Source organism: Haemophilus sp. CCUG 60358 (genome assembly GCF_001679485.1).
Classification (GTDB): Bacteria; Pseudomonadota; Gammaproteobacteria; order Enterobacterales; family Pasteurellaceae; genus Haemophilus_D.
In genome coordinates, this window is record NZ_LZOZ01000017.1 from 154,509 (window position 1) to 180,879 (window position 26,371).

The following is a 26,371-nucleotide window of genomic DNA, read 5'->3' on the forward strand; positions in this document are numbered from 1 at the left end:
ATCCTGTCAACCGAGTTGTCTTTTTAAGACAACAAAAAAGTCTGACTATTCTATCAGAATTTACACCTTATTTGATAAATAATGTCACTGACTCCAAATGACTGGTATGCGGGAACATATCAATCATGGCAGTTTTGATGATACGATACCCGAAAGAGCGAAGTATTTCTGCATCTCGTACTAAGGTTGCAGGGTTGCAAGATACATAAAGAATGCTTTCTGCACCCAGCTCACATAACGCATTCAGCGCAAAAGCGGCACCACTGCGAGGCGGATCGAGAAGAATTTTATTGAAATGTTGTTTTGCCCAAGGTTGTTCTGAAAAAGCTTGGTCTAAATCAGCTTGATAAAATTCAACATTCTCAATGTGGTTAAATTGTGCATTCGTTTGGGCTTTTTGAACCATGTCAAAAACACCTTCAATTCCAACCGCACTTTTCACGCGTTTGGCTAAAGGCAGAGTAAAATTACCCATGCCACAGAATAAATCTAAAACGTGATCGTCCTGATTCAAATCAAGCCAATCTAAAGCAGTCTCAACCATTTGCTGATTTAAGCGAGTATTCACTTGAATAAAATCGCGGATATCAAAAGATAAACGAATATCGTCTAATGCATAATAAGGCATTTCACCATGTACAAGTTGAATACCTTGATCATCTTGTAAAAACAAATTTACGGCATTTACACGAGCAAACTCGAGCAACAAAGTGCGGTCAGTTTCGGCTAAGTTTCCTTTATAGCGTAACAACATAGCTACGCCATTCTCTGCTGAAACCAATTCAATATGTCCTAATTGTTTCGGGGCTGAATATTGCGCCCAAAGTGCGGTCAATTTGGGGATAAGATCATTGATTGCTTGCTCTGCGACTAAGCATTGCTGAATGCTGACTAACTGATTGGAGTTTTTCTGACGAAATCCCATTTCAATAGTTTTGTTTTTAGCATTCCACAGTAAACTTAATCGTACTCGACGACGATAAGCCCATTGTTCACCACAAATCATTGGCATTAATTGAATGGGCTCTGCTTGCAGTTTACTTAATCGAGAAAAAAGGGCCTTCTCTTTAGCGTTACGTTGCATTTCTACAGGAATATGCTGACCTTGGCAGCCACCACAACGCCCATAATAACAACATTGTGGCTCAACACGGTGATTACTCTCTTGTAGCCATTTTTGTGCAGTCGCTAATCCATATTGACGTTTTTCATCGGTCACTACCGCTTCCACTTTTTCCGTTGGTAAAGCATTTTCAATGAACCAGGTTTTACCTTGAATTTTGGCTACGCCTAATCCTTGATAATCTAAATCCTGAATTTCAGCGACGATTTTTTGTATGGTTTTCTGTTTTTTTTGTGGAGCGTAAAGTAAAGCCATGATGGTGTTTTAATCTATTTGTATCAAAGAAAGGGATTATTTTAAATAAAGTACGTTTTGCGTAAATAATTCTCGGCTTTTCAGCGGTTTATCACCTAAATAAGGTTTAAGCACGATGCGGGTAAAACGTTTTGCTGCTTGTAAGACCGCCTCATCAGTAAATTCTAAACGGTCAAAGGCGAGTAAATCTCGACCATAAAAGGTCAAGTTATCTTTCACCAACGAAGCGATAAAACCCTTTTCCGCACGGTATTGGTAAGTCATCGATTCATCCACTGGCAAACCTGAGCCAGCACAATGCAGAAAATCAATGCCATAACCTAAGATTTTAAGTAAATGAAATTCAAATAAGCGTAATGTAGGCTCAACCTGCGGCTGAGTCGCTAAGCCTGTTAAGCATTGTAGATAATGCTGAAAAAGCTGTGGATTGGCAGTCTCTGGCTCGATCACACGCGTAATCAATTCATTAACATAAAACCCGCTGTATAGAGCCGTCTGTTGTAAAGGTAATGTAATCGCAGCCGGTTCAGCTTTGGTGAGTGTTTTTAATGCGCCTTTCCCTGACCAACGAAGAAGTAATGGCGTAAAAGGCTGTAAGACAGATTTCCATGCCGAACGTTTCGCACGTGCACCTTTTGCAATAACCGTCAAACGTCCCGTTTCTTCAGTGAATAAATCAACCAAAAGGCTGGTTTCACTATAAGGACGACGATGCAATACAAAGCCGCGTTGGAGATCCATAAAAGAATTATTTGCCTGATTTTAATTCACTTGGTTGTTTAACACAGCGTTCTGCGAGCACTTCACCTACGCTAGTTTGTAATTGACTGAAGTCATCACGCTCCTGCCAATACCAACGAATATTCGCATAATTTCTCCCACGCTCAGAAATCACTCGTGTCAATTTTTCGGTTACATCATTAAAAGTAACGGTCACCTGACTAAGTGTTTTTTTACTTTTCTGTTTTTGCTTGGTATGAACCACACTCACTTCTTTATTGCCTTTACACAAATAAACCGTCGCTGAACCCTTTTGGGATTTTTTATCAACGGTTTGCACTTTCATTTTCTGTGGTGCTGGTTTGCTTAATTCAACATTTTGTGAACAAGCAGAAAGACAAAGTGCGGTCAAAATTACGCTTAATTTTTTTAACATGAATTCTATTTCCATCAAGGGTTGTTTATGATTGCTCACTTTGCAAAATGAGCAAGGATAAACAATCTTATCTAGAAAAATGGGCGATTACTCGCCCACTAAAAATTATTTTTTATACTGATATGAACCATCGGCTTGACGAATGAACTTACCGCCATTTGATAAACGAAGCTCACTCACTCGGCCTTGACCGTTCACTGAAACCTGTACTTTGTCACCAGGTTTGAAGCTGCTTAATGCATTACCTGCACCATTTGCTTTGGTCATCGCATTCACATCGGCAATATTCAATTTATTATCACGGAATACTTGCATCAGTGAAACACCTTGCGGCACAGTTAATGTTTTTGTTGCACCTGTTTGAGCTACTGGTTCTGCAGCTTTCACAGTCTTGTTGGTTGCGGATTTCGCTTCCACAATTTGAACTTTAGTTTCTTTAGTCGCAACAGGTTTAGCTTCTTGAATTTTACTTTGCTCTTTTTTCACAGTTTGAGTCGGCTGAGCTGTCGCTTTTTCAGTTGCTGGTTTAGGTTGTTTTTTCTCTTGAACCACTGGTGTATGTTCATGACGAGGTTCTGCTTTATGCTCAACCGTTGCAGTATGTTTTTCTACAGCTGGTTGTGCAGTTTTCACTGGATCTTTAGCTGCTGTCGGAGCAACAGTAGTTGGTTGAGCTGGAGCTTGTGTTGCAGGTTGTTGAGCAACAGTTTGTGGTGCAGGCTCTGCTGGTTGTGATTTAGCAGCATCTGCCTTATCACCTACATATTCCATTGCTGGAGGTGTATCTGATTTAGCATCATTTGCTGCTTGTTCTGTTTTTGCTGGTGCTACCGTATTATTGTTATCTAATATCGTCGTTTCAACTGGTTGAGATTGATCCAATGATTGGAATTGAACTGGTATTTCATTACCATTTTGTTGTTCAAAAGACTCCACCGTATCTGAATTTGGTTTTAGGGTGAAGAAAATGATCAGTAATACCACTAAACCCAAAATCGCAATAAATAAACGACGATGTTTTTCCGGTAACATTTGTAGAACCTTCCATTTTTCAGGTGATTTCAAGCCTGCTGCCGCAGCGGCTACCGGTGCAACTGTTTCGGCTTGAGTTGTCACTTCTTCCACAATCTCTTCTGCAGGAGAATTTTCAAAAATCACTTTTTCTTCCGCTACGTTTTCTACCTGAACATTCTCAACGGGCTCTTGAGTTCCGAAAGCACTTGATGGCACTGATTGTTCAGTATTTTCACTTTGAAATGCTTGAGAAGGTGAAAAAGGTTGGCTTGCTGCCGCACCAAAAGTTGGTTCGCGACGAACATGGAATTGCGTATCTGGTTGCTCTTTTTTACCAAATAAACCTTTGGCTTTATCAAAAATTGAGCCACTTTGTTGAACCGGTTTTCTTGGTGTCACAGAGTCTGTTTGATTAAATCCTAAATCTAATTCATTTTGAGATGAATTGTCGTTAGGTTGATTTTTATTATCCACGGGATTACCTCGATTTGCTAAACTAAAGATCGCACAAAAAGTGCGGTGAAAAATTGGATCGTATTTTATCGGATCTTACGCTGTGTATAAAGTCTTATTTGGCTCTCCACCGATTTCTCGAGCTAATTTGGGTACTAAATAGCCAGAAGTGAGCGCCTGTAATTCTTTATAAATTTGTAACGCTTTCTCATCTGAAATATAGAAATGGCTCGCACCTTGCACTTTATCCAACAAATGCAAGTAATAAGGCAGAATGCCTGCTTGAAATAGCTTATCGCTTAATTCTTTTAATGTATGTGGGTTATCATTCACATCTTTTAAAAGGACTGATTGATTGAGTAATGTGACCTTAGCGCCTACCAGTTTTTGCATAGCGAAAGCGAGTTCTTCATCAATTTCATTTGGGTGATTGATATGCGTCACAAACACCGTTTTTAATGGACTTTTTAACAATAAATCACAAAATTCATCCGTAATGCGCTCTGGAATCACGACCGGCAAACGAGAGTGAATACGCAAACGCTGTAAGTGCGGTATCTTTTCAAGGCGTTCTAATAGCCACGCCCATTCACTATCCTTCGCCATCATCGGATCGCCCCCCGAAAAAATCACTTCTTCGATTTCAGGATGTGCGACAATATAGTCTATTGCTTGTTGCCAACTGGTTTTATTGCCTGGGTTTTGATCATAAGGAAAATGACGACGAAAGCAATAACGACAATTGATTGCACAGCCCCCTTTTGCCATAAACAGCAAGCGATTTTGGTATTTATGCAGAATATTAGGCACCGCATTTTTTTGCTGTTCATCTAAAGGATCTTGGCTAAAACCTTCGGCCTCTATAAACTCTTGTTGAGCCGTCATTACCTGTAAAAAAAGTGGGTCTTTAGGATTTCCCTTTTCCATTTTTTCAACAAAAGGTAAAGGCACTCGCATAGCAAAAAGTTTACGAGCGGCGATATCTTCAGCAAAATCTTCAACAGGTAAATTTAAGGTTTTTAATAAGATTTTCGGATCAGAAATCGCATTTTTTAGGGTTTCTAACCAATTTTGTTCTTCTCTAATCGCAATATTTCGGGTTAAAATACGCACTTTCAAACAATCTCTATTTTTAGGATATTTTTAATATGGCTACATATACTACCAGTGATTTCAAACCAGGTCTAAAATTTATGCAAGACGGTGAGCCTTGTGTGATCGTTGAAAACGAATTCGTTAAACCAGGTAAAGGCCAAGCTTTTACTCGTACTCGTATTCGTAAATTAATTTCAGGCAAAGTATTAGACGTAAACTTCAAATCTGGTACTTCGGTTGAAGCTGCTGATGTTATGGATCTTAACCTCACTTATTCATACAAAGATGATGCATTCTGGTACTTTATGCACCCAGAAACATTCGAACAATACTCTGCTGATGCAAAAGCAGTAGGTGATGCAGAAAAATGGTTATTAGACCAAGCAGATTGTATCGTGACTTTATGGAACGGTGCGCCAATTACTGTCACTCCACCAAACTTCGTAGAATTAGAAATCATCGATACTGACCCTGGTCTTAAAGGTGATACTGCGGGCACTGGCGGTAAACCAGCAACATTAAGTACTGGAGCTGTGGTGAAAGTACCTCTTTTCGTTCAAATCGGTGAAGTAATTAAAGTCGATACTCGTTCAGGCGAATACGTTTCTCGTGTGAAATAATCTTTCATTGTGAGATAAAAAGCGCGGTCAATATTTGATAAATATTGGCCGTTTTTTATTACCTACTCATTAGTTTCATAGAGATAAAAAATGCGGTTATTTCTAACCGCACTTTGATTGATTATTTCGCTTTTGAGCCTTCTAAATCTAAAGAAGGTTTTCTATCTGAGTTAACACAAATGATTTGTGCCGCCGCATAGAGCGTTGTATTAGGTTTTAAGCTAATTGTGTATTTCTCTTGTTTTTTCGGTGCGGCACGCAAACCTTCGCCCCAGAAATCATCATAAAAATCAGTACGAACTTGGGTTAAATGGTAATTCTTACAGTTTAAGATTTTATATTGGCGAACAGAACGTGCATAACGTTTTTTCTCATTTGGATACACATATAAACCTTTATCCAAATTCACCACCGCATCAAAATGCACTTGATTTAAATCTTGGTTGTCCACCCAAATTGAATCGGTATCAATGTAGTAATTTTTATCTTTTACTAATCGAACATACCCTACTCTATCTTTTGAAGGAGGCGTTAATGTCACCTCTTCTTGTGTAACTGGCGATTGAACAGCTGAACAGCCTGCTAAAAGGGCTACACCTAAAAACGTTAATGCTAATTTTTTCATTTTTCCTCCTTAAAGCTTTCTAAAGCCTGCTGTTAATCTTTTTATACCTTAGCTTAATATTTTACCGTATGTCCATATCCTTCAAGAATCGTTTTGATGTGTTCAAGTGACTCTTTTGTCGGTGGTAAAACATCTGCGAGCTCATACTCAAAGCCAAGGGTTTTCCATTTATGAGCGCCTAATCGATGATAAGGGAGAAGTTCGACTTTTTCAATATTGGTCATACCTTCAATAAACTGCCCTAGCAGATGAACATCATGATCGTTATCGGTATAGCCAGGAACCACTACATAACGAATCCAGGTTCGCTGATTACGTTTTTGCAGATATTTCGCAAATTCCAGCGTACGTTTATTTGGTACGCCAATCAGATTTTGGTGTACTTGATCGTTTAGCTCTTTCAAATCAAGCAAAACAAGATCCGTTACATCAAGCAATTCATCAATAATATGATCGTAATGACGCACAAAACCATTGGTGTCTAAACAGGTATTAATACCTTCTGCTTTACAAGCTCGGAACCAATCTCGCACAAATTCTGCTTGGAGAACAGCCTCACCACCAGATGCCGTCACGCCACCACCGGTCGCATTCATAAAATGGCGATAACTCACCACTTCTTTCATGAGCTCTTCAACACTAATTTCGCGACCACTTTCAAGATCCCAAGTATCACGGTTGTGGCAATATTTGCAACGCATTAAACAGCCTTGCATAAATAAAATAAAACGAATCCCTGGGCCATCCACGGTGCCACAGGATTCAAAAGAATGAATTCTTCCTAAAACAGACATATATAAATTTCCAAAAAATGAATATAGCTAAATTTTACCAAAAATATCGTCTATAAAAAATGAGCCTGACTTAAATCAGGCTCATAATTTTTATGTTCCCGCTAAAGTGCGGTTAAATTTTATCGTGTTTTAGAACGATTCTGTGAATGTACGAGTGACGACGTCTTGTTGTTGCTCTTTAGTTAAAGAGTTGAAACGTACTGCGTAACCAGATACACGGATGGTTAATTGCGGATATTTATCCGGATTTTCCATCGCATCTAATAACATTTCACGATTTAACACGTTCACGTTTAAGTGTTGGCCACCTTCTACTGTTGCTTCATGGTGGAAGTAACCATCCATTAAGCCAGCAAGGTTACGACGTTGCGCTTCTGCATCTTTACCTAACGCATTTGGTACGATTGAGAAGGTGTAAGAAATACCATCTTTCGCGTAAGCAAATGGAAGTTTAGCAACAGATGTTAATGACGCTACCGCGCCTTTTTGGTCACGACCGTGCATTGGGTTCGCACCTGGTCCGAATGGCGCACCTGAGCGACGACCATCTGGGGTGTTACCTGTTTTTTTACCATAAACTACGTTAGAAGTAATGGTTAATACAGATTGTGTAGGCACAGCGTTGCGGTAAGTTTTAAGTTTTTGAATTTTCTTCATGAAACGTTCAACTAAGTCACAAGCGATGTCATCAACACGGTTGTCGTTGTTACCATATTGTGGATATTCACCTTCGATTTCGAAGTCGATTGCTACGTTGCTTGCTACAACATTGCCATCTTTATCTTTGATGTCGCCACGAACTGGTTTAACTTTCGCATATTTAATTGCTGAAAGTGAGTCTGCCGCAACAGAAAGACCTGCGATACCACAAGCCATGGTACGGTATACATCACGATCATGTAACGCCATTAATGCTGCTTCGTATGAATATTTATCGTGCATGTAGTGGATGATGTTTAAGGCAGTCACATATTGTTTTGCCAACCAATCCATAAAGCTGTCCATACGAGTCATGACTGTGTCGAAATCTAACACTTCATCAGTGATTGGTGCAGTTTTCGGACCTACTTGCATACCTAATTTTTCATCGATACCGCCATTGATTGCGTATAACAATGTTTTCGCTAAGTTTGCACGCGCACCGAAGAATTGCATTTGTTTACCAACAACCATTGGTGATACACAACATGCGATCGCGTAGTCATCATTATTGAAGTCTGGACGCATTAAATCATCATTTTCGTACTGAACTGATGAGGTATCAATCGATACTTTCGCACAGAAACGTTTGAAGTTTTCAGGTAATTGTTCAGACCAAAGAATCGTTAAGTTTGGTTCTGGAGAAGTACCCATGTTGTAAAGAGTGTGTAAAATACGGAATGTATTTTTGGTTACTAATGTACGGCCATCTAAACCCATACCTGCGATGGTTTCAGTTGCCCACATTGGATCACCAGAGAATAATTGATCGTATTCAGGTGTACGTAAGAAACGAACCATACGAAGTTTCATGACTAAGTGGTCAACTAATTCTTGCGCTTCAGTTTCAGTAATTTTACCCGCTTTTAAATCACGTTCGATATAGATATCGATGAAAGTTGCAGTACGACCGAATGACATCGCTGCACCGTTTTGTGATTTGATTGCTGCTAAGTAAGCAAAGTACATCCATTGAATTGCTTCTTTAGCGTTAGTTGCTGGGTTAGAAATATCGTAACCGTAGCTTGCTGCCATTTGTTTCATTTGGCCTAATGCACGGTGTTGTTCTGCGATTTCTTCACGTAAACGGATAGTTGCTTCAAGATTTACGCCATCTTCTAAGTCTTTTTGTAAAGAAGAGAACTGTGCGTATTTATCTTTCATTAAGAAGTCTACACCGTAAAGTGCTACACGACGGTAGTCACCGATAATACGGCCACGACCGTAAGCATCTGGAAGACCTGTTAATACACCTGATTTACGGCAACGTAAAATATCCGGCGTATAAACATCGAACACACCTTGGTTATGTGTTTTACGGTATTCAGTGAAGATTTTTTTCACTTCAGGATTTAATTCACGACCGTAAACTTTACATGAACCTTCCACCATTTTAATACCACCAAATGGCATAATGGCACGTTTTAATGGAGCATCAGTTTGAAGACCTACGATTTTCTCCAAGTCTTTATTGATGTAGCCTGGAGCGTGAGAAATAATCGTTGAAGGCGTATGTTCGTCAAAGTCTAATGGCGCGTGAGTGCGGTTTTCAACTTTGATCCCTTCCATTACGGTTTCCCAAAGTTTTGTTGTCGCTTCGGTTGGACCAGCTAAGAAAGAATCATCACCTTCATACGGGGTGTAGTTCTTCTGAATAAAATCACGCACGTTGACGTTTTCTTGCCAATCACCGGCAACGAATCCTGCCCACGCAACTTTTTGTGCTTCATTAAGTTCTGACATAGTCATTTCCTTTTTTAATTGATAAAAAATAAGTCTTGTTTAGTTCGTTAGTACATTAGTGAGCTTTGGTTAAATAACGTTGGAATAAGCCGATACAAACTGCGCCGCCCACAATGTTACCCAACGTTACGGGAATTAAATTCTTCACAATGAAATGATAAAGATCTAAGTCTGCATATTTCATTGGATCCACACCAATTTGTTGCCAAAATTCTGGTGTACTAAAGTGTGCTGTAATAATGCCAAGCGGAATCATAAACATATTTGCCACACAGTGTTCAAAACCTGATGCCACAAATAAGCCAATTGGCATAATCATAATAAATGCTTTGTCTGTAACAGTTTTACCGGAATAAGACATCCATACCGCTACACACACCATAATGTTACATAAAATACCAAGGTTAAATGCTTCAAACCAAGTATGATGAATTTTATGTTGCGCGGTTGCCAAAATGGTTAAACCCCATTGACCACTTGCTGCCATGGTTTGTCCCCCAAACCAAATCACCGCAGCAATAAATAAACCGCCTACGAAGTTGCCTAAATACACCACAATCCAATTTCGAATCATTTGGGTTGTGGTTATTTTTCCGCCTACGCGGGCAACTAAGGTTAAAGTAGAAGAGGTGAATAATTCCGATCCTAAAATCACCACCATAATTACGCCTAAAGAGAAGACTAATCCACCAACTAACTTGGTTAATCCCCAAGGCGCGCCAGCGCTCGCTGTTTGAGTTGTCGTATAAAATACAAAGGCTAATGCAATACAAGCCCCAGCACTAATACCAGACATGAATGATAAAAATGGACGTTTTTGCGCTTTATACGCAGCGACGTTTTCAGCATAATCCGTTGCTTCAACTGGTGTGAGAGCAACAGAAGATTGATTTAAATTTTCTGATGCCATATCTTACTCCAAATAATTAATTGATTATTTTTATACTTCAACATAGGTATTTTTATACCTATCGTTATTCTACTCTCTTAAAAAACCTTTGCAAGAAATCCCCCATTTATTTCAAAAAAATTTGATATTTTGCAAGTTTTGGTAAATTTTATCTTCAAATACAAAAAAGCGAGATATTACTATCCCGCTTTTTATATATAAATAACGCAGATTAAAACGCAATACGATCGCGATTTTTCTCTAACGTTGCTTTACCAATGCCTTGTACTTCAAGCAATTGTTCTGCCATAGTGAAATTACCGTGCTTTTCACGATACTGCACAATGGCTTCCGCCTTTTTCGCACCAATACCAATTAGCGCTTTTTGAATTTCTGATGCTCTGGCGGTATTGATATTTAATTTATCACTCACTGCTTGTTGTGTAGTTTGTGATGCGGTTTGTTGCTGAACTTGCGCTTGAGGTTGAGCCTGTTCAGCCACCTTTTCTTCTGCAAACACTTGCGAGCTCAACATTGTGGTCGCAACAAATAATGAACTAAATAAATGTTTCATCAATTTCATAAAAATGCCCTTTATTAACAAAAAGTACCGTTGATTCATATCAACAGCGACATTTTTAAGAAACACCGAAAACACGCAAGAAATTGACCGCACTTTTGCGATCCTGATCGCAAAAATTACATTTAAGTAAATGAAAAAACGACCTTAGCGCACCACCACTGCCGTGCCACTTGCAATCACCATAAACATGCTTTTCGTGCCTACCGTTGTGTAGTTAACTTCCACGCCAACAATAGCATTAGCACCTAAGGCGTATGCTTTTTCTTCCAGTTCTTTCAATGCATCTTGACGTGCGCGACTAATACGACGCTCATAAACACTAGAACGCCCACCAATCACATCCGTTATGCCAGCAAAAAAATCACGCATGAAGTTTGCACCGGCAATCACTTCGCCAAAGACGACTTGTTTGTATTCTACGATTTGTTTCCCTTCGACATTAGGGGTTGTTGTCACAATCATTTTGTATCCTTAAATTCTCATTAAAAATTAACCGCACTTTAGACGCTTAATTTTGATTTTAAAACGGCCAATGCCTTCGCACGATGAGAGATTTTCTTTTTCTCTACGGTTTCTAATTCTGCAAAAGTACAGCCTTTTTCTGGGCTAAAAAAGAGCGAATCGTAACCAAAGCCGTTTTCGCCTCGTTCTTCATAAATGATATTCCCTTCACATTCACCTTGAGCAATGATCGGAGAAGGATCACTTGGGTGTTGTAATAACACAATCGTACTCACAAATTTTGCTTGGCGACGTTCAGATGGAACATCAGCTAATTCTGCCAGTAATTTTTCACGATTTTTCGCATCAGCTTCATCACCATCTACACCTGCATAACGTGCAGAATATAATCCAGGTGCACCATTTAAAGCATCCACCACAAGACCTGAATCATCCGCTATTGCCGGTAAACCTGATTTTTCAGCTGCATAGCGTGCTTTAAGGATCGCATTTTCGACAAACGTTAAGCCCGTTTCCTCTGGACTTTCGATGCCTAAATCCGTTTGAGCAATCACTTCAAAACCGAAATTGGCTAATACATCCGCCATTTCTTTTACTTTGCCTTTATTACCTGTGGCAAGCACAATTTTTTGTTTCATGATTCTGTCCCTCATATCAAACATTGTCTTATTTTAGCATCTCACCAAAAATTTTCGGAATAAATATTGACCTTAACCTTAGGTCAAAGTTTATGATTGGTGCTCATTCAGTTATCACATAGGAGAAAAACATGAAAAAACTTATGACTTTTATCACACTTAGCGCTGCTGCAGTTTCAATTTATGCCCAAGCTAATGAACAACCGCATCAAGCACACATGAATATGCCAATGTCGACAGATTCTGCAATGCAACAAGAATTAATGCAAGGTATGAGTCAAATGCATCAAGACATGATGGCAGCTGCGCAATATAAAGATCCTGATGTTGCTTTTGCAGCAGGTATGTTGCCACACCATATTGGCGCAGTAAAAATGGCGGAAGTTGAATTAAAATACGGAAAAGATCCTGAGATGCGTAAGCTTGCTGAGAATATTATTAACGCTCAACAAGCAGAAATTGAACAAATGGAAAAATGGCTTAAAGTGCACAATAAAAAATAAAATAACACAAAAAAAGTGCGGTAAATTAACCGCACTTTTTTAATAGAATTAGTTTACTTCTTTTATTCGTAGCTCTTTTGGCACTTCAAAGAACATATTTTCTTCTAAGCCTTGAAGCTCTTCAATGCTATCCGCACCAAATTCTTTTAATCGAGCAATCACAGATTGCACCAACTCTTCGGGTGCTGAGGCCCCTGCTGTTACGCCAATTGTTTCAACGCCTTCAAACCAATCTGCTGTCACATCATTTGGATCATCAATCAATTTTGATTTCACACCCATACGCGATGCCAACTCAGCTAAACGATTAGAATTCGATGAGTTTTTAGAGCCTACAACGACCACTAAATCACATTGTTTCGCTAATTCACGCACTGCTTCTTGGCGATTGGTTGTAGCATAGCAAATATCGTTTTTATGTGGGCCTTGAATAGCTGGATATTTGTCTTTCAATGCACTGATAGTTTCCGCCGTATCATCAAGAGAAAGCGTAGTTTGTGTCATAAAGGTTAAATCATCATTTTCTTGAACCGGCAAACGAGCAATATCTTCCACGCTTTCAATTAAGAAAATACCACCTTCCTCGTTGTTGTACTGTCCCATTGTGCCTTCCACTTCGGGATGGCCTTTGTGTCCGATCAAAATCGCTTTCGTCCCTTTACGGCTCGCACGAGCCACTTGCATATGTACCTTGGTTACCAACGGACAAGTTGCATCAAATACTTTTAACTGACGATCTTTCGCTTCCTGACGAACGGCTTGTGATACGCCGTGGGCGGAAAAAATCACAATGGCACCATCTGGCACTTCGCTCAGTTCTTCTACAAAAATCGCCCCACGCTCACGCAAACCATTCACCACAAAACGGTTATGCACCACTTCATGACGTACATAAATCGGCGCACCATGAATTTCAAGCGCTAGTTCAACAATGCTAATGGCTCGATCGACACCCGCGCAAAATCCGCGAGGGTTAGCTAAAATTATCTTCATTTTTGACCGCTCTTTTTATCACCTTTAAAGGCATCTAATGCTAATAAACCCGCACCAATACAAATCGCAATATCTGCCACATTGAATACCGGATAATGATAAATATCCCAATAAAAATCTAAGAAATCCACCACAAAACCGTTATACGCACGGTCCACCATATTGGCTAACGCGCCACCGATAATCAGTGCATAAGCTGAATTTTGTAATTTTTGCTCTGCCGAATTCTTTTTCATAAAGTAAGCCAGCATTAAAGAAATCCCAATCGCAAGCACGATAAAGAAATATTTCTGCCAACCATCATGCTCAGCTAAAAAACTAAACGCTGCGCCATAGTTACGCACATAGGTCAGATTAAAAATAGGCAATATATTTACGCTTTCATAGAGATCAAAGCGTTGCACTACAATATATTTGGTCAGTAAATCAAGGATAAATGCAACCGCACTTAACCAAAGGAATGAAAGTCCTGTTTTATTTTTTGTCATAGGAAATTATCTGTCTTTATAAATGGACGATGATTTTAGCAACTCGAACAACCTTTATAAAGTAAAAGGCATCAAATTATAAAAGGCGAACACATTGGTTCGCCTTTCAATATTAATTACTTTTTCTTCACCGGTCTTTGCCAACCTTGAATATGACGTTGTGGCACGCGAGTGATCACAAGCTCATCTTTTTCAACGTTTTTAGTGATGGTTGAACCTGCGCCAATCGTTGCGCCATCAGCCACAGTAACTGGTGCGACTAATTGTGTATCCGAACCCACGAATACATTGTTGCCAATGATTGTTTTAAATTTATTCGCACCGTCATAGTTACAAGTAATGACACCTGCACCAATATTACAGTTTTCACCGATTTCAGTATCACCGACATAAGTAAGGTGGTTTACTTTAGAGCCTTTACCTACTGTGGATTTTTTAATTTCCACAAAGTTACCCACATGGGTTTCAGCCGCTAATTCAGCACCTGGACGTAAACGAGAGAATGGACCAATCGCTGCTTTCTCACCAATTGTCGCATCTTCTAAAACAGAATAAGGTTTGATTTCAACATCGTCACCAATGATCACGTTTTTCAATACACAACCTGCACCAATTTTTACTCGATCACCTAAACGTACATTGCCTTCCACAATCACGTTCACATCAATTTCAACATCTTTACCGTGTTCTAATGTACCACGTAAATCAAAACGCTCTGGGTCAATTAACATCACGCCAGCAAGTAAAAGTTTTTCTGCTTGTTTACGTTGATAAAAACGCTCTAATGCAGCAAGTTGTAAACGGTTATTGGCACCTTCTACTTCCATAAATTCAGAGGCTTGAACGGCAGTAACCTGACAACCATCTTGGTTGGCTAAACCAATCACATCTGTTAAATAAAATTCGCCTTGTGCATTGTTATTTTTCACACGAGAAAGCCAGTTTTTGAAATGTGCGCCATCAACCACTAGCACACCTGTATTCACTTCTTGGATTTTTAATTGCTCTGCGTTGGCATCTTTTTGTTCTACGATCGCCACCACATTGCCATTTTCACGAATAATACGACCGTAACCCGTTGGGTTATCTAAATTTACCGTGAGCAATGCAATCCCATTTTCTGGTTTCGCTGCAATGAGTTTTTCCAATGTTTCTTTGGTCACTAATGGTGCATCACCATATAAAATCACAATATTTTCATCATCTTTGAAGAATGGTGCAGCTTGTTGAACCGCATGGGCAGTCCCCAATTGTTCTGCTTGGAACACCCAGTTCACGCTTTCATTTACCAAACGTTCACGCATTAATTCGCCACCGTGACCATAAATTAAATGCACGTTTTCCGCACCTAATTGATTTGCCGTATCGATCACATGTTTTACCATCGGTTTTCCTGCCACTTTGTGCAAGACTTTTGGTAAATCAGAATACATACGAGTGCCTTTACCAGCCGCTAAAATCACCACGCTTAATGCTTTATTTGTCATAAATTCTTCTCTTCTTTTAAAAAAATTGAACGTATTCTATCGTAGAATGGAGAATATGATAAGCCATTTAATTTTCATACATTCCTGACAAGACAAGATTGTATAAAAATCTCAAATCCTGTAAACTATCCTCCCGTCTTGATAGCTAATCATCTTTTTCTTTTATTTTTGACCGCACTTTTCAGCATTCTGCACAAATTTGCATAAAAGATGATTGGCTATAATCATTTTTATCCCAACATATTAGGTCTCTCACTATGGCTACAAATTATATTTTCGTCACAGGCGGTGTGGTTTCATCGTTAGGTAAAGGTATTGCTGCAGCATCATTGGCAGCAATTTTAGAAGCACGTGGCTTAAACGTGACTATTATGAAATTAGACCCTTACATCAACGTGGACCCGGGTACGATGAGCCCAACCCAACACGGCGAAGTGTTCGTGACACAAGACGGGGCGGAAACCGATTTAGACTTAGGTCACTACGAGCGTTTTATTCGTACCAAAATGACCAAACGCAACAACTTCACCACAGGTAAAATTTATTCTGAAGTATTACGCAAAGAGCGTCGTGGTGATTATTTAGGTGCGACAATTCAAGTTATCCCACACATCACCAATGAGATCAAAGATCGCGTGATTGCCGGCGCACAAGGCCATGATGTGGTTATCGTGGAAGTAGGCGGAACAGTAGGTGATATTGAATCACTTCCATTCTTAGAAGCTCTTCGTCAACTTGCCGTACAAGTAGGTCGTGAGAATACTCTCTTTATGCACTTAACGTTAGTGCCATACATCCCGACTGCGGGCGAAGTAAAAACTAAACCAACTCAACATTCTGTAAAAGAATTACTTTCGATTGGTATTCAGCCAGATGTGCTTATCTGCCGTTCAGATCGTATGATTCCACCAAACGAGCGTGCAAAAATCGCCTTATTCTGTAACGTACCAGAACGTGCGGTCATCTCATTAAAAGATGTGAATTCGATCTACCAAATTCCGGCGTTATTGAAATCACAAGGTTTAGATGAATTCATCTGCCAACGTTTCCACTTAGACTGCCCTGAAGCCGATCTTTCTGAATGGGAACAAGTGCTTTATCAAGAAGCCAACCCTGTGGGCGATGTGACCATCGGTATGGTAGGTAAATATACTGAATTACCAGACGCTTATAAATCAGTGAATGAAGCCTTAAAACACGCAGGTTTGAAAAACCGTTTAAGCGTGCATATCAAATACATTGATTCTCAAGATGTTGAAACCAAAGGCACTGATGTATTAAAAGGTGTCGATGGTATTTTAGTACCGGGCGGCTTTGGCTATCGTGGTGTAGAAGGCAAAATTTTGACCGCAAAATATGCCCGTGAAAACAATGTTCCTTACCTCGGTATTTGTTTAGGGATGCAAATTGCATTAATCGAATATGCGCGCAACGTTGCTGGTCTTGAAAAAGCAAACTCATCTGAATTTGATCGTCACTGCGAACAACCAGTAGTTGGTTTAATTACAGAATGGCAAGATGCGGAAGGCCACATTGAAACCCGTGATGATAATTCAGATCTGGGTGGTACGATGCGTTTAGGTGCGCAACAATGTCATTTAATTGAAGGCTCAAAAGCGCGTGCATTATATGGCAAAGAAACTATCGAAGAGCGTCACCGTCACCGTTATGAAGTGAACAATAACCTGCTTCCACAAATTGAAAAAGCGGGCCTTAAAGTAACTGGTTTATCTGCGGATTGTAAATTAGTGGAAATCATTGAAGTACCAAACCACCCATGGTTTGTGGCATGTCAATTCCACCCAGAATTTACATCAACACCACGTGATGGCCACCCATTATTTGAAGGCTTTGTCAAAGCAGCCAGAGAAAATCAGTTAAAAACTGAAAAGTAATTTACTGATGATTCCATAAACAAGTGCGGTCAAAAATTCTTGTGTTTTTGGCCGCATTTTGTATTAATAAGGAATAATATCATCTGAGCCTTATTCACTCATTTAATAATGGATAGCCAAAAATGAAACTTGCAGTAATGTTACCTGCATACAATGCAGAAAATTTTCTCACTGAATGTTTAGAGTCATTATTGAATCAAACATTTAGTGATTTTTGCATTCTTGCGGTTAATGATGCTTCTACCGATAACACAGGCAAGGTTCTCGAAACTTATGCAGCAAAAGATGCTCGCTTACGTGTTTACCATTTACCACAAAACCAAGGTGAGCCTGCTGTAATGCAATTTGTCATGGATATGCCTAACTATATGAATGTTGAATATGTTGCACGTATGGATGCTGATGATATTTGTGTGACACATCGTTTTGAAAAACAAGTTCAATATTTAGACGAGCATCCCGAAATTGATATTTTAGGAAGTAATGCTCTGTTCTTTAATGATGGGCAAACTGATAAAATGACTAAAGTGAGTACACTTCCTCTTTTAGATAAAGATATAAAAGCATATTTTTCTTTAGCTCGCGACAATATCATTAATCCCTCTACGATGTGGCGACATTCGAGCATTAAAGAGCTCGCCATTAATTATGCCCAAACAGCCACAGCTCCCGATTTTCATATGTGGGTACAATGTGCCTTACATCAAAGGAAATTTGCTAATTAACCAGAACCCTTATTGTTTTATCGGATACATCAAGGCCAAGCGAGTAAAATACATGACAAAATTAGCGAGTCTGTTCAATACTCTATAGAGCTATGGATAAGTCATTTATTTCCTGACTTAACATCGAAAGAAGTTAGCTTACTAAGCCGAACGTTACACGAAAAATCCATTAAACTCAGCAAAGAAGAGTTTGAAATGGCATTTTTGGCTTACGATAAGATTCAATCTACTTGTGAAATTTAATTATTTGGAGAAGATCGACATACGATGTTCAGCATTTTAGACCAACGCATCCAATTATTGAAAAAACTTTTATATCAACGCGTTCAATAACGCTTTGAGTTCTATTACTCGACGCCCCCCAATCTAAATAGAATTAGGGCAGTTTTATTCATTTAATATCAAAGTGCGGTCAGTTTTAGCCAAATTTTTGCAATAACATCACCGCACTTTACACATCTAGCCTATTTATCAAAAATAGCTTCAACGGTTAGCGACTTATAGTGATAGCCCTTTTCTTGACTAAATTGCATTTCAAGTGAACCTAAATAGATAGCAAAACCTGGTGCATCAATTTTTAGCAAGTCTTTACGGATGAGTTTGAGATCTGATTCTGCCAGTTTCTTCATTGAGTCTAAGTGATGTTGTTGAAACACTTTCTTAATGTGTTGATCCATATTAGTACAATATCTATCGTGCTCTTCAACAAAGCAAACTTCGGCTCGTTCTTTTGGCTCATTCTCTTCTGTTTTCGAACTTTTATCATCCGCACGATAAAATTGATAGACTGGCACATGGATCCATTTTTTATACGAACTCACATCAATTGATGACCATTCAAACTCAGCTTCTCTAACCGGGCTATTTTGCAGAGCCATAATGTCGCTATCATTGATACGGAAAGAATGCTCATAAACATCCAATGAAATCAGTTCATTCGCTTTTTCACCATATCTTTGTACAAAGGCTTTTCGTTTCTCTTCATAATTAGAGCTGTCATAAGGCCCTAAGTCCAAACGATGGACTAAATAATCAGATACATCATCTAATTCATTCCAATCTTGGCGTTCGTTTTCTGGTATATCTTCTAAACGACTTAAAAAATCCACATCATCACGAATTTTTCCTTGCCCATCAGATAAATTAAGCTTTGTGAGTAAATGCTCAAAACGTTCCGTTTGGCTTTGATAAGCGATTTCTTTTGGTTTCACCCCCCAAGTCATGGCAAAAATTGCGGCTATTACAACGACAGAAATCAAACGATATTGACGAATTTTAGGGATGATTAAAATAGCATAAGCAATCGTAATCGCCGAGGCTAATGCCACTAAATAAATCCGTTGCTCAGTCCAAGCATAGGCACTAATTCGACGGTCAATTGCCAACCATAACAATACAATTGGCACAATGGAAAGGTATGGGAAAAACTTAAAGAAACTGTCCCAATTTGCTTTAACACTAATACTACGTAAAGCGTAAACACCTAAGCCTACAACTAAGTAAGGCAACGCAATATTCGACACCATTCCTTTTGGCAACGCCCCTGCTAAGATAATTTTGCCCACATAAGCATAAAGTAGAACAGTAAAAATCATTAAGGCTGGCGCTAAGATAAAATTTACTAAAATTTCAACGCTACGATTTAGCGTCATCTCTGTATTTTCTTGGCGCTGTTGAAAGACCAAAAAGAATAAAGGAAGGCAAAATGCGGTAATTGAGGAATAAAGATGCTTTTGAAACCATTCATTAAAATCAATGTTAAATAATGCACTGATTGAAGCCAAAATTGCAGCGACCAAACCAGAGACGAGCCCCCAGCCAGCAATGGATGACGTGATGTAATATAGCGTCGTAAAATTACGATAAGTAAAGGCTTGATTGTTTCTGACAAATGGAAAGCCACATAATATCAATAATACAATAAATTGAGCACCCCAAAACTTAGGACTATAAGCATAAAAATCAGCATTATCATTCACTTGCCAAATGGTGAAAACAGCAATAAGCGGCACAATCCACGAAAAGCGATACCAGGCATAAGGGCGAGATAAATAAATAAAGGCAAACAGCATCGGCTCAAATAGCCAATAAGCTAAATGATCTTTTTCTGAATTCATATCCACAAACCAAATCCCAAGAGCAAACGTAGCAATCATGAAGATTTCAATCGGATGAGTTGATATCGCTGATTTTATTCGTGTTTTGGTTTGCTGAAAAAAAGTCGAAAGAGACATAATGATTCCTTTTTCAATGCAAGAAAGTCTCAATTAAGAATAAATAATTCGTCGTAAAATAATACGAAATTTCGTGCAACTTTAACCAACTTTTGAAGGCAATTCCACTGAAATAAAAGAAATAATTGGCGAAAAAGAGATAAAAACTTACCGCACTTGATTGAAAAATAAGATACAGATCAAAGTGCGGTCATTTTTCCAAGACAAATTTCTAAATTTGCTTTATTATATTCCCGTTTTAGGTTCGCCTAACTAATTTTAATTAACTTTAAACAGAGGAAAACAAAATGGCAAAAATCGTTAAAGTCATTGGTCGTGAAATCATCGACTCTCGTGGTAACCCAACTGTAGAAGCTGAAGTTCATCTTGAAGGTGGTTTCGTTGGTTTAGCAGCTGCTCCATCAGGTGCATCTACTGGTTCTCGTGAAGCATTAGAATTACGTGACGGCGACAAATCTCGTTTCTTAGGTAAAGGTGTATTAAAAGCGGTTGCGGCTGTAAACGGTCCTATCGCAGATGCATTAGTGGGTAAAGAAGCGTCTAACCAAGCTGAAATCGACCAAATCATGATCGATTTAGATGGTACTGAAAACAAATCTAACTTCGGTGCAAACGCAATCTTAGCGGTATCTTTAGCAAACGCAAAAGCAGCAGCAGCGTCTAAAGGTTTACCTCTTTACGCTTACATCGCAGAACTTAACGGCACGCCAGGCGTTTACTCTATGCCATTACCAATGATGAACATCATCAACGGTGGTGAACACGCAGATAACAACGTTGATATTCAAGAATTCATGATTCAACCAGTTGGTGCGAAAACGTTACGTGAAGCACTTCGTATCGGTGCTGAAGTATTCCACAACCTTGCAAAAGTATTAAAATCTAAAGGCATGAGCACGGCTGTAGGTGATGAAGGTGGTTTCGCGCCTAACCTAGCATCTAACGCTGACGCTTTAGCATGTATCAAAGAAGCTGTAGAAAAAGCAGGCTATGTATTAGGTAAAGACGTTACTTTAGCAATGGACTGCGCATCTTCTGAGTTCTACAACAAAGAAACCGGCAAATACGAAATGAAAGGCGAAGGCCGTTCATTCACTTCTCAAGAGTTCACACACTATCTTGAAGAATTAACTAAACAATACCCAATCGTGTCTATCGAAGATGGTCAAGATGAATCTGACTGGGAAGGTTTTGCATATCAAACTAAAGTGTTAGGCGACCGCGTTCAATTAGTGGGCGACGACTTATTCGTAACTAACACCAAAATCTTAAAAGAAGGTATCGAAAAAGGTATCGCAAACTCTATCTTAATCAAATTCAACCAAATCGGTTCTTTAACTGAAACTTTAGCAGCAATCAAAATGGCTAAAGATGCAGGTTACACCGCTGTAATCTCTCACCGTTCAGGTGAAACTGAAGATGCGACTATCGCTGATTTAGCGGTTGGTACAGCAGCAGGTCAAATCAAAACTGGTTCTATGAGCCGTTCTGACCGTATTGCAAAATACAACCAATTAATCCGTATCGAAGAAGCATTAGGTGACAAAGCACCATTCTTAGGTTTAAAAGCGGTTAAAGGTCAAGCGTAATTCACGCTGAATTTACTGTAAAATCTCACCGCACTTTGCACAAAAGTGCGGTGTTTTTCTATCTAATATTTAAAGGAAAGAAAATGTTACATTTAACCCTCGAAGATCAACTCTTTCTCGGTCAACCAAAACAAGTCGGCACACACTCGACTGTGCATGATCATCTAGCGGTAATGTTTGAAGATGACGGTGAAACGGGCTATTTTTATGCGTTAGATATGCGTCAAAATGCGCAGCCTGTTGTCGATTGCTTACATGTTTATAACGTCGATAACACTCGCAATCACCACGAAGCACGTAAATTAGAAATCTGCTGGGATGAAAGTGGTTATTTAGCCTTATTGCTCATTAATGGCTATCCGCATGCCGTATTTGATTTTGCCCATTTGATCGGCTATAACACTAACAAGCATCCTCAGCCTGACTTAATGAGCATGTGGACACACGAAGAAATCACCAATGAACGTGCGACAGCATGGCTTGGTGTCAATACCATTAAATAGGATTAACTATGCGATTTTACCGCGGTCTTCAGCCTTTCAAGGTTATGAGTTTTGATCTTGATGACACCCTTTACGATAATAGTGATGTCATACGTTTGGCCGAAGAACGCTTTCTTCAATGTGTACAAGAACACGCACAACTGACCGATCTTACCTCAGTATATTGGCGAGAATGGAAATGGCAACTGGCGGAGAAAGATCCCTTGATTGCTGAAGATGTGATCGCCTGGCGAGTCGAAACGTTACGGCACTTACTGGCGCATCATAGTAAAAGTGCGGTTGAAATTGACCGCACTTTGGCCATCGCTATGGAAGAATTTATTGAATGGCGACATAAAATTGATGTTCCCACTGAAAGCATTGAAGTATTAAACCAACTTAAAGATCGCTACCCGCTTAGCGTGATTACCAATGGTAATGTGATTGCAACACGTATTGGATTTGAACACTTTCAACTGAGTTTACGTGGGGGAGAACAAGGCAGAGCGAAACCTCATCAAGATTTGTTCCACCAAACCGCCGATCATTTTGGCATAAAACCGAGTGAAATTTTACATATTGGTGATAACTTAACCACGGATATTCAAGGCGCCATTCAAGCCGGCTGCCAAGCAGTATGGATTAATTTATCAGGCAAAGATCTCAATTCATTTACTGAAGCAAGTGTTTTGCCTACATTAGAAATCAATCATTTAACTGAATTATTAACACTTTAACCCTATGATGAAAAAGAAAAATCAAGTTCTCGTCAGCCTTTCCATTGTGGCTTTATTAGGAGGTTGCTCAGAAGAGCAAGTTCAACGAGATGTTTATAACAGCCTTGAGGATTGTTTAGCCGATTGGAAAAAAATTGAATTATGCGAAGCTGACCAATCTAATGAAAATAACAGCGGTACAACTGCACATAGTGGATCTGGCTCCTCTCTATCAGGCAATTTAAATACTCGTCCAAGCAATAATAGTGAATGGTCAGAAGACAATCAGACCATTAAACAAACCTTAAATCCAGATGGAGCAACTCACTCTGGCAATTCAAGTAGCGCTGAGGGAACAAGCCACACGAGTTCTGCAACAGGAGAAGGACACGGCAGTATGGGTAGTGCGATTGCAGGTGCAGCAATGGGCTATATGATCGCGCGTACGATGGGCTCATTTTTAGGCCCTAGTTACAATCCAAGCAATAGCGCCGTTTCAACACCAACGGGGCAAGTTATCCAACCGCAAACTAATCGTTCTGTCGGTAAGCCTGTATTAGTAAAAGGCAATGCGGGTAGCACTTACAGCAAACCAGTTTCACGCGGTGGCTTTAAAAGCTCAAACTCAAGCAGTAACCGTAGCTCAGGCGGTTAAATATGAAACGAATCACGGGCTTTCCTACTCGCCCCAATATGGTGCAACAATTATTAGATGTGGGCTTTGATTACTATAATCTGCCTTCCTCTGATGGCTCCCATTATTGGTCGGACAATGTGGCGTATGAATTTACCCTAGCGGAGATCGATCGTATTGAAGATGCCACCAACGAATTACATGCAATGTGTATGGATTTTGTTGCCGATGAAATTAAACAAGGTGATTATACCCATTATCGCTTCACCGATTTACAGAAAAATCTGATTGAACAAACATGGGCTAAAAACGTACCGCACTTATATGGTCGTTTTGATTTTGGTTATGACGGTGAAAACCTCAAAATGTTTGAATACAATGCCGACACCCCTACTTCCCTGCTTGAAGCTGCTGTGGTGCAATGGCAATGGTTAGAGCAAATTGAAGGCTTAGCGCATCGTGACCAATTTAATTGGATTCATGAAGAATTGCTCAATCGCTTTCAGTTTATTCAACAGCAAACAGGGCTAAACGATTTCCATTTTAGTGCTATGCAAGAAGCGGGCCGTGAAGATTGGGGCAATATCGATTACCTAGCGGATGTGGCTTACAACGCAGGTTGGCATATTCATCAGCTTGCCATTGAAGATGTGGGCTACGATAAAGACAGTCAACAATTCCTCGATCTGAATAATCAACCTATTGATTGTTTATTTAAGCTCTATCCGCTTGAATGGATGACTACCACCGAATATGCACCACACATGCTTAATTCATCCACCACTTTTATTGAACCTGCGTGGAAATTACTATTAAGCAATAAAGTGCTATTAGCGAAATTGTGGCAAAAGCACCCAAATCACCCATTATTACTACCTGCTTACTTTAGTAAACATGATATTACTGATCGCCAATCAATATGGGTGAAAAAACCAACGTTAGGTCGTGAGGGCGCCAATGTTTCTTACTATGAAAAACGTAATGGTCTGGAATTTGCCGCTAAAGGCAGTGAACATTCTGCTTTTTACGATCAAGCAGGTTACATTTATCAACAAAAATTTGAACTGCCAAATTTTGATGGCATGTACCCTATGATTGGTTCTTGGGTAGTGGGTGATGTGGCATGCGGCATCGGATTAAGAGAAGATTTTACCCCAGTTACCGGCAATGATAGCCACTTCATTCCGCATTACTTTGTGGAATAAAAACAACGCAAAAACTGACCGCACTTAACAGATAATAAGGAGATAAATATGTATCCATTTAGTTTTCAAAACCCTACTCGCATTGAATTTGGTCTCGATAAAGAAAAAGAGATGGGTAAATATATGCACGAATACGGTGCAAAAAAGGCCTTAATTATCTATGGCAGTGAGCGAATCAAACATTCCGGCTTATTTGAAGATGTGGCTAAAAGTTTACGTGAGCATGGTATTGAATACGTTGAATGTGGCGGGGTAAAAAGTAACCCGACAATCAACAAAGTCCGTGAAGCCGTTGCAATGGCAAAAGCCTTTGGTGCAGATAGCGTGTTGAGTATCGGTGGTGGCTCTTGCCTTGATAGTGCGAAAGCGATCGCGGCTGGTGCGTGCTATGAGGGTGATACTTGGGACTTTTTTAAAGGTACACCGGTGCAAAAAGCGTTGATGATTTTTGATGTAATCACCCTTGCGGCAACAGGCAGTGAAATGAACTGGGGAGCCGTCATTACCAATGAAGAAACACAGCAAAAATATTCAATTCACAGCAATCATTTATTCCCAAAAGTATCTGTCATTAACCCGAAATTGCAAGCGACCGTCAGTCGTGATTATTTAGTGTATTCTGCCGCAGATATTATTGCTCATTCTATTGAAGCCTATTTCACAGCTGAATATCGTCCTGAAATTATTGATTTCTTAGTAGAAAGCAATATTAAAACTGTTATTCGTACGACTGAAATCTTGCTCAATGATCCACAAGATCTCAATGCTCGTGGTGAATTTGCCTGGGCGGCTACACTTGCGTTGAATGGTTTAACTCATTTAGGTATCTCACCTTACGGTTTCCCAAATCATATGATTGAGCATTCCATGAGTGCGATTTCAGATGTGCCACATGGTGCTGGCCTTTCCGTAATTATGCCTGCGTGGATGCAATGGTATCAATCTCAAAGACCTACTCAATTCAAACGCTTTGCTAAAGAAATATTTGGCTTAGATAAGGCTGAAGATGGTATTCAAGCCTTAAAAGCTTGGTTTGATAAAATCGGCACACCAACTCGTCTTGAGCAACTTGGCATTGATGATAAAACCTTATCTGAAATTGTTGGAAATGCGGTTCAAACTGCGATTAAGGCGAAAATGGATAAGATTTACACCAAAGAAGCTATTAAAGCAATTTTCGCTTTAGCGAAGTAATCTCTCATAAAAAAGAGCGGTCAAATTCAAAATACAATAGAATTTGACCGCTCTTTTTATATTCTCAATATTTCACT

General features: G+C 39.5%; 25 protein-coding genes and 1 pseudogene. 10 read left to right on the forward strand and 16 right to left on the reverse strand.

Annotated features, from left to right (window positions below):
• Window positions 1-67: 67 nt before the first annotated feature.
• The 5 genes from rlmD to epmB all read right to left on the reverse strand — a co-directional run bounded on the left by rlmD (window position 68) and on the right by epmB (window position 5,114).
• Window positions 68-1,378, reverse strand: a complete 1,311-nt coding sequence (gene rlmD, locus A9500_RS08550) for a 23S rRNA (uracil(1939)-C(5))-methyltransferase RlmD (RefSeq protein ID WP_065244601.1) — start codon at window positions 1,376-1,378, stop codon at window positions 68-70.
• 36 nt (window positions 1,379-1,414) lie between these two features.
• Entirely contained in the window at window positions 1,415-2,119 is a 705-nt protein-coding gene (recO, locus tag A9500_RS08555; RefSeq protein WP_065244602.1) for a DNA repair protein RecO, read from the reverse strand.
• A 7-nt stretch (window positions 2,120-2,126) separates the two neighbouring features.
• Window positions 2,127-2,534 (reverse strand): MliC family protein, encoded by a 408-nt coding sequence (locus A9500_RS08560; protein ID WP_049364780.1) that lies wholly within the window; start codon window positions 2,532-2,534, stop codon window positions 2,127-2,129.
• Window positions 2,535-2,639: 105 nt separating this feature from the next.
• Window positions 2,640-4,022: an opacity-associated protein OapA gene (gene oapA, locus A9500_RS08565; protein WP_065244603.1), complete on the reverse strand. Its 1,383-nt coding sequence runs from the start codon at window positions 4,020-4,022 to the stop codon at window positions 2,640-2,642.
• Window positions 4,023-4,097: 75 nt separating this feature from the next.
• Window positions 4,098-5,114 (reverse strand): EF-P beta-lysylation protein EpmB, encoded by a 1,017-nt coding sequence (gene epmB, locus A9500_RS08570; protein ID WP_065244628.1) that lies wholly within the window; start codon window positions 5,112-5,114, stop codon window positions 4,098-4,100.
• 35 nt (window positions 5,115-5,149) lie between these two features.
• Here epmB and efp point away from each other — a divergent pair, with 35 nt between their 5' ends.
• Window positions 5,150-5,716, forward strand: coding sequence for an elongation factor P (efp, locus tag A9500_RS08575; protein ID WP_005695259.1), 567 nt, complete (start codon window positions 5,150-5,152; stop codon window positions 5,714-5,716).
• A 121-nt stretch (window positions 5,717-5,837) separates the two neighbouring features.
• Here the strand turns inward: efp and A9500_RS08580 are convergent, their stop codons facing one another.
• From A9500_RS08580 to rdgB, 7 genes are all read right to left on the reverse strand, one after another.
• A complete protein-coding gene (locus A9500_RS08580) occupies window positions 5,838-6,341 on the reverse strand; it encodes a surface-adhesin E family protein (protein ID WP_049364778.1) in 504 nt (167 codons plus the stop codon).
• 53 nt (window positions 6,342-6,394) lie between these two features.
• Complete coding sequence (pflA, locus tag A9500_RS08585; protein WP_065244604.1) at window positions 6,395-7,135, reverse strand: pyruvate formate lyase 1-activating protein; 741 nt, start codon at window positions 7,133-7,135, stop codon at window positions 6,395-6,397.
• A gap of 129 nt (window positions 7,136-7,264) precedes the next feature.
• Window positions 7,265-9,577, reverse strand: a complete 2,313-nt coding sequence (pflB, locus tag A9500_RS08590) for a formate C-acetyltransferase (protein ID WP_065244605.1) — start codon at window positions 9,575-9,577, stop codon at window positions 7,265-7,267.
• Window positions 9,578-9,632: 55 nt separating this feature from the next.
• Window positions 9,633-10,487 carry a formate transporter FocA gene (gene focA, locus A9500_RS08595; protein WP_049369830.1) on the reverse strand — a complete coding sequence of 285 codons (855 nt, stop codon included), beginning with the start codon at window positions 10,485-10,487 and terminating at the stop codon, window positions 9,633-9,635.
• 211 nt (window positions 10,488-10,698) lie between these two features.
• Window positions 10,699-11,049, reverse strand: coding sequence for a helix-hairpin-helix domain-containing protein (locus A9500_RS08600; RefSeq protein ID WP_065244606.1), 351 nt, complete (start codon window positions 11,047-11,049; stop codon window positions 10,699-10,701).
• A 144-nt stretch (window positions 11,050-11,193) separates the two neighbouring features.
• Window positions 11,194-11,511: a heavy metal-binding domain-containing protein gene (locus A9500_RS08605; RefSeq protein WP_005698058.1), complete on the reverse strand. Its 318-nt coding sequence runs from the start codon at window positions 11,509-11,511 to the stop codon at window positions 11,194-11,196.
• A 38-nt stretch (window positions 11,512-11,549) separates the two neighbouring features.
• Window positions 11,550-12,149 carry an RdgB/HAM1 family non-canonical purine NTP pyrophosphatase gene (gene rdgB / locus A9500_RS08610; protein ID WP_065244607.1) on the reverse strand — a complete coding sequence of 200 codons (600 nt, stop codon included), beginning with the start codon at window positions 12,147-12,149 and terminating at the stop codon, window positions 11,550-11,552.
• 131 nt (window positions 12,150-12,280) lie between these two features.
• Here rdgB and A9500_RS08615 point away from each other — a divergent pair, with 131 nt between their 5' ends.
• On the forward strand, window positions 12,281-12,652 hold the full coding sequence (locus A9500_RS08615; protein WP_065244608.1) for a DUF305 domain-containing protein: 372 nt from the start codon (window positions 12,281-12,283) through the stop codon (window positions 12,650-12,652).
• 48 nt (window positions 12,653-12,700) lie between these two features.
• On the opposite strand, the gene ispH is transcribed toward A9500_RS08615, so the two are convergent.
• The 3 genes from ispH to glmU form a co-directional block, all read right to left on the reverse strand.
• A complete protein-coding gene (gene ispH / locus A9500_RS08620) occupies window positions 12,701-13,645 on the reverse strand; it encodes a 4-hydroxy-3-methylbut-2-enyl diphosphate reductase (RefSeq protein ID WP_065244609.1) in 945 nt (314 codons plus the stop codon).
• Entirely contained in the window at window positions 13,642-14,133 is a 492-nt protein-coding gene (gene lspA, locus A9500_RS08625) for a signal peptidase II (protein ID WP_049374701.1), read from the reverse strand. The genes ispH and lspA overlap by 4 nt, the downstream gene beginning before the upstream one ends.
• A gap of 116 nt (window positions 14,134-14,249) precedes the next feature.
• Window positions 14,250-15,620 (reverse strand): bifunctional UDP-N-acetylglucosamine diphosphorylase/glucosamine-1-phosphate N-acetyltransferase GlmU, encoded by a 1,371-nt coding sequence (gene glmU, locus A9500_RS08630; RefSeq protein WP_065244610.1) that lies wholly within the window; start codon window positions 15,618-15,620, stop codon window positions 14,250-14,252.
• A gap of 257 nt (window positions 15,621-15,877) precedes the next feature.
• Between glmU and pyrG the strand changes: the two genes are divergently transcribed.
• A complete protein-coding gene (gene pyrG, locus A9500_RS08635; RefSeq protein WP_065244611.1) occupies window positions 15,878-17,515 on the forward strand; it encodes a glutamine hydrolyzing CTP synthase in 1,638 nt (545 codons plus the stop codon).
• Between the two features lie 122 nt (window positions 17,516-17,637).
• Window positions 17,638-18,240, forward strand: a complete 603-nt coding sequence (locus A9500_RS10920) for a glycosyltransferase family A protein (RefSeq protein ID WP_257005709.1) — start codon at window positions 17,638-17,640, stop codon at window positions 18,238-18,240.
• Between the two features lie 464 nt (window positions 18,241-18,704).
• On the opposite strand, the gene A9500_RS08645 is transcribed toward A9500_RS10920, so the two are convergent.
• The gene (locus A9500_RS08645) at window positions 18,705-20,474 is read right to left on the reverse strand and encodes a DUF4153 domain-containing protein (protein WP_065244612.1); all 1,770 of its coding nucleotides are present in this window, start codon (window positions 20,472-20,474) and stop codon (window positions 18,705-18,707) included.
• A gap of 287 nt (window positions 20,475-20,761) precedes the next feature.
• On the opposite strand from A9500_RS08645, the gene eno reads away from it, so the two are divergent.
• The 6 genes and pseudogenes from eno (at window position 20,762) to A9500_RS08675 (ending at window position 26,294) form a co-directional block, all read left to right on the forward strand.
• Complete coding sequence (gene eno, locus A9500_RS08650; RefSeq protein ID WP_065244613.1) at window positions 20,762-22,063, forward strand: phosphopyruvate hydratase; 1,302 nt, start codon at window positions 20,762-20,764, stop codon at window positions 22,061-22,063.
• Between the two features lie 83 nt (window positions 22,064-22,146).
• The gene (locus tag A9500_RS08655) at window positions 22,147-22,566 is read left to right on the forward strand and encodes a DUF2251 domain-containing protein (protein ID WP_049364023.1); all 420 of its coding nucleotides are present in this window, start codon (window positions 22,147-22,149) and stop codon (window positions 22,564-22,566) included.
• A gap of 8 nt (window positions 22,567-22,574) precedes the next feature.
• Window positions 22,575-23,282 (forward strand): HAD-IA family hydrolase, encoded by a 708-nt coding sequence (locus A9500_RS08660; RefSeq protein ID WP_065244614.1) that lies wholly within the window; start codon window positions 22,575-22,577, stop codon window positions 23,280-23,282.
• Window positions 23,283-23,655: 373 nt separating this feature from the next.
• Window positions 23,656-23,916: pseudogene (locus A9500_RS11000) on the forward strand (hypothetical protein); the annotation flags it as partial.
• Between the two features lie 2 nt (window positions 23,917-23,918).
• Window positions 23,919-25,100, forward strand: coding sequence for a glutathionylspermidine synthase family protein (locus A9500_RS08670; protein WP_065244616.1), 1,182 nt, complete (start codon window positions 23,919-23,921; stop codon window positions 25,098-25,100).
• A gap of 48 nt (window positions 25,101-25,148) precedes the next feature.
• The gene (locus A9500_RS08675; protein WP_065244617.1) at window positions 25,149-26,294 is read left to right on the forward strand and encodes an iron-containing alcohol dehydrogenase; all 1,146 of its coding nucleotides are present in this window, start codon (window positions 25,149-25,151) and stop codon (window positions 26,292-26,294) included.
• The last annotated feature ends 77 nt before the right edge of the window (window positions 26,295-26,371 follow it).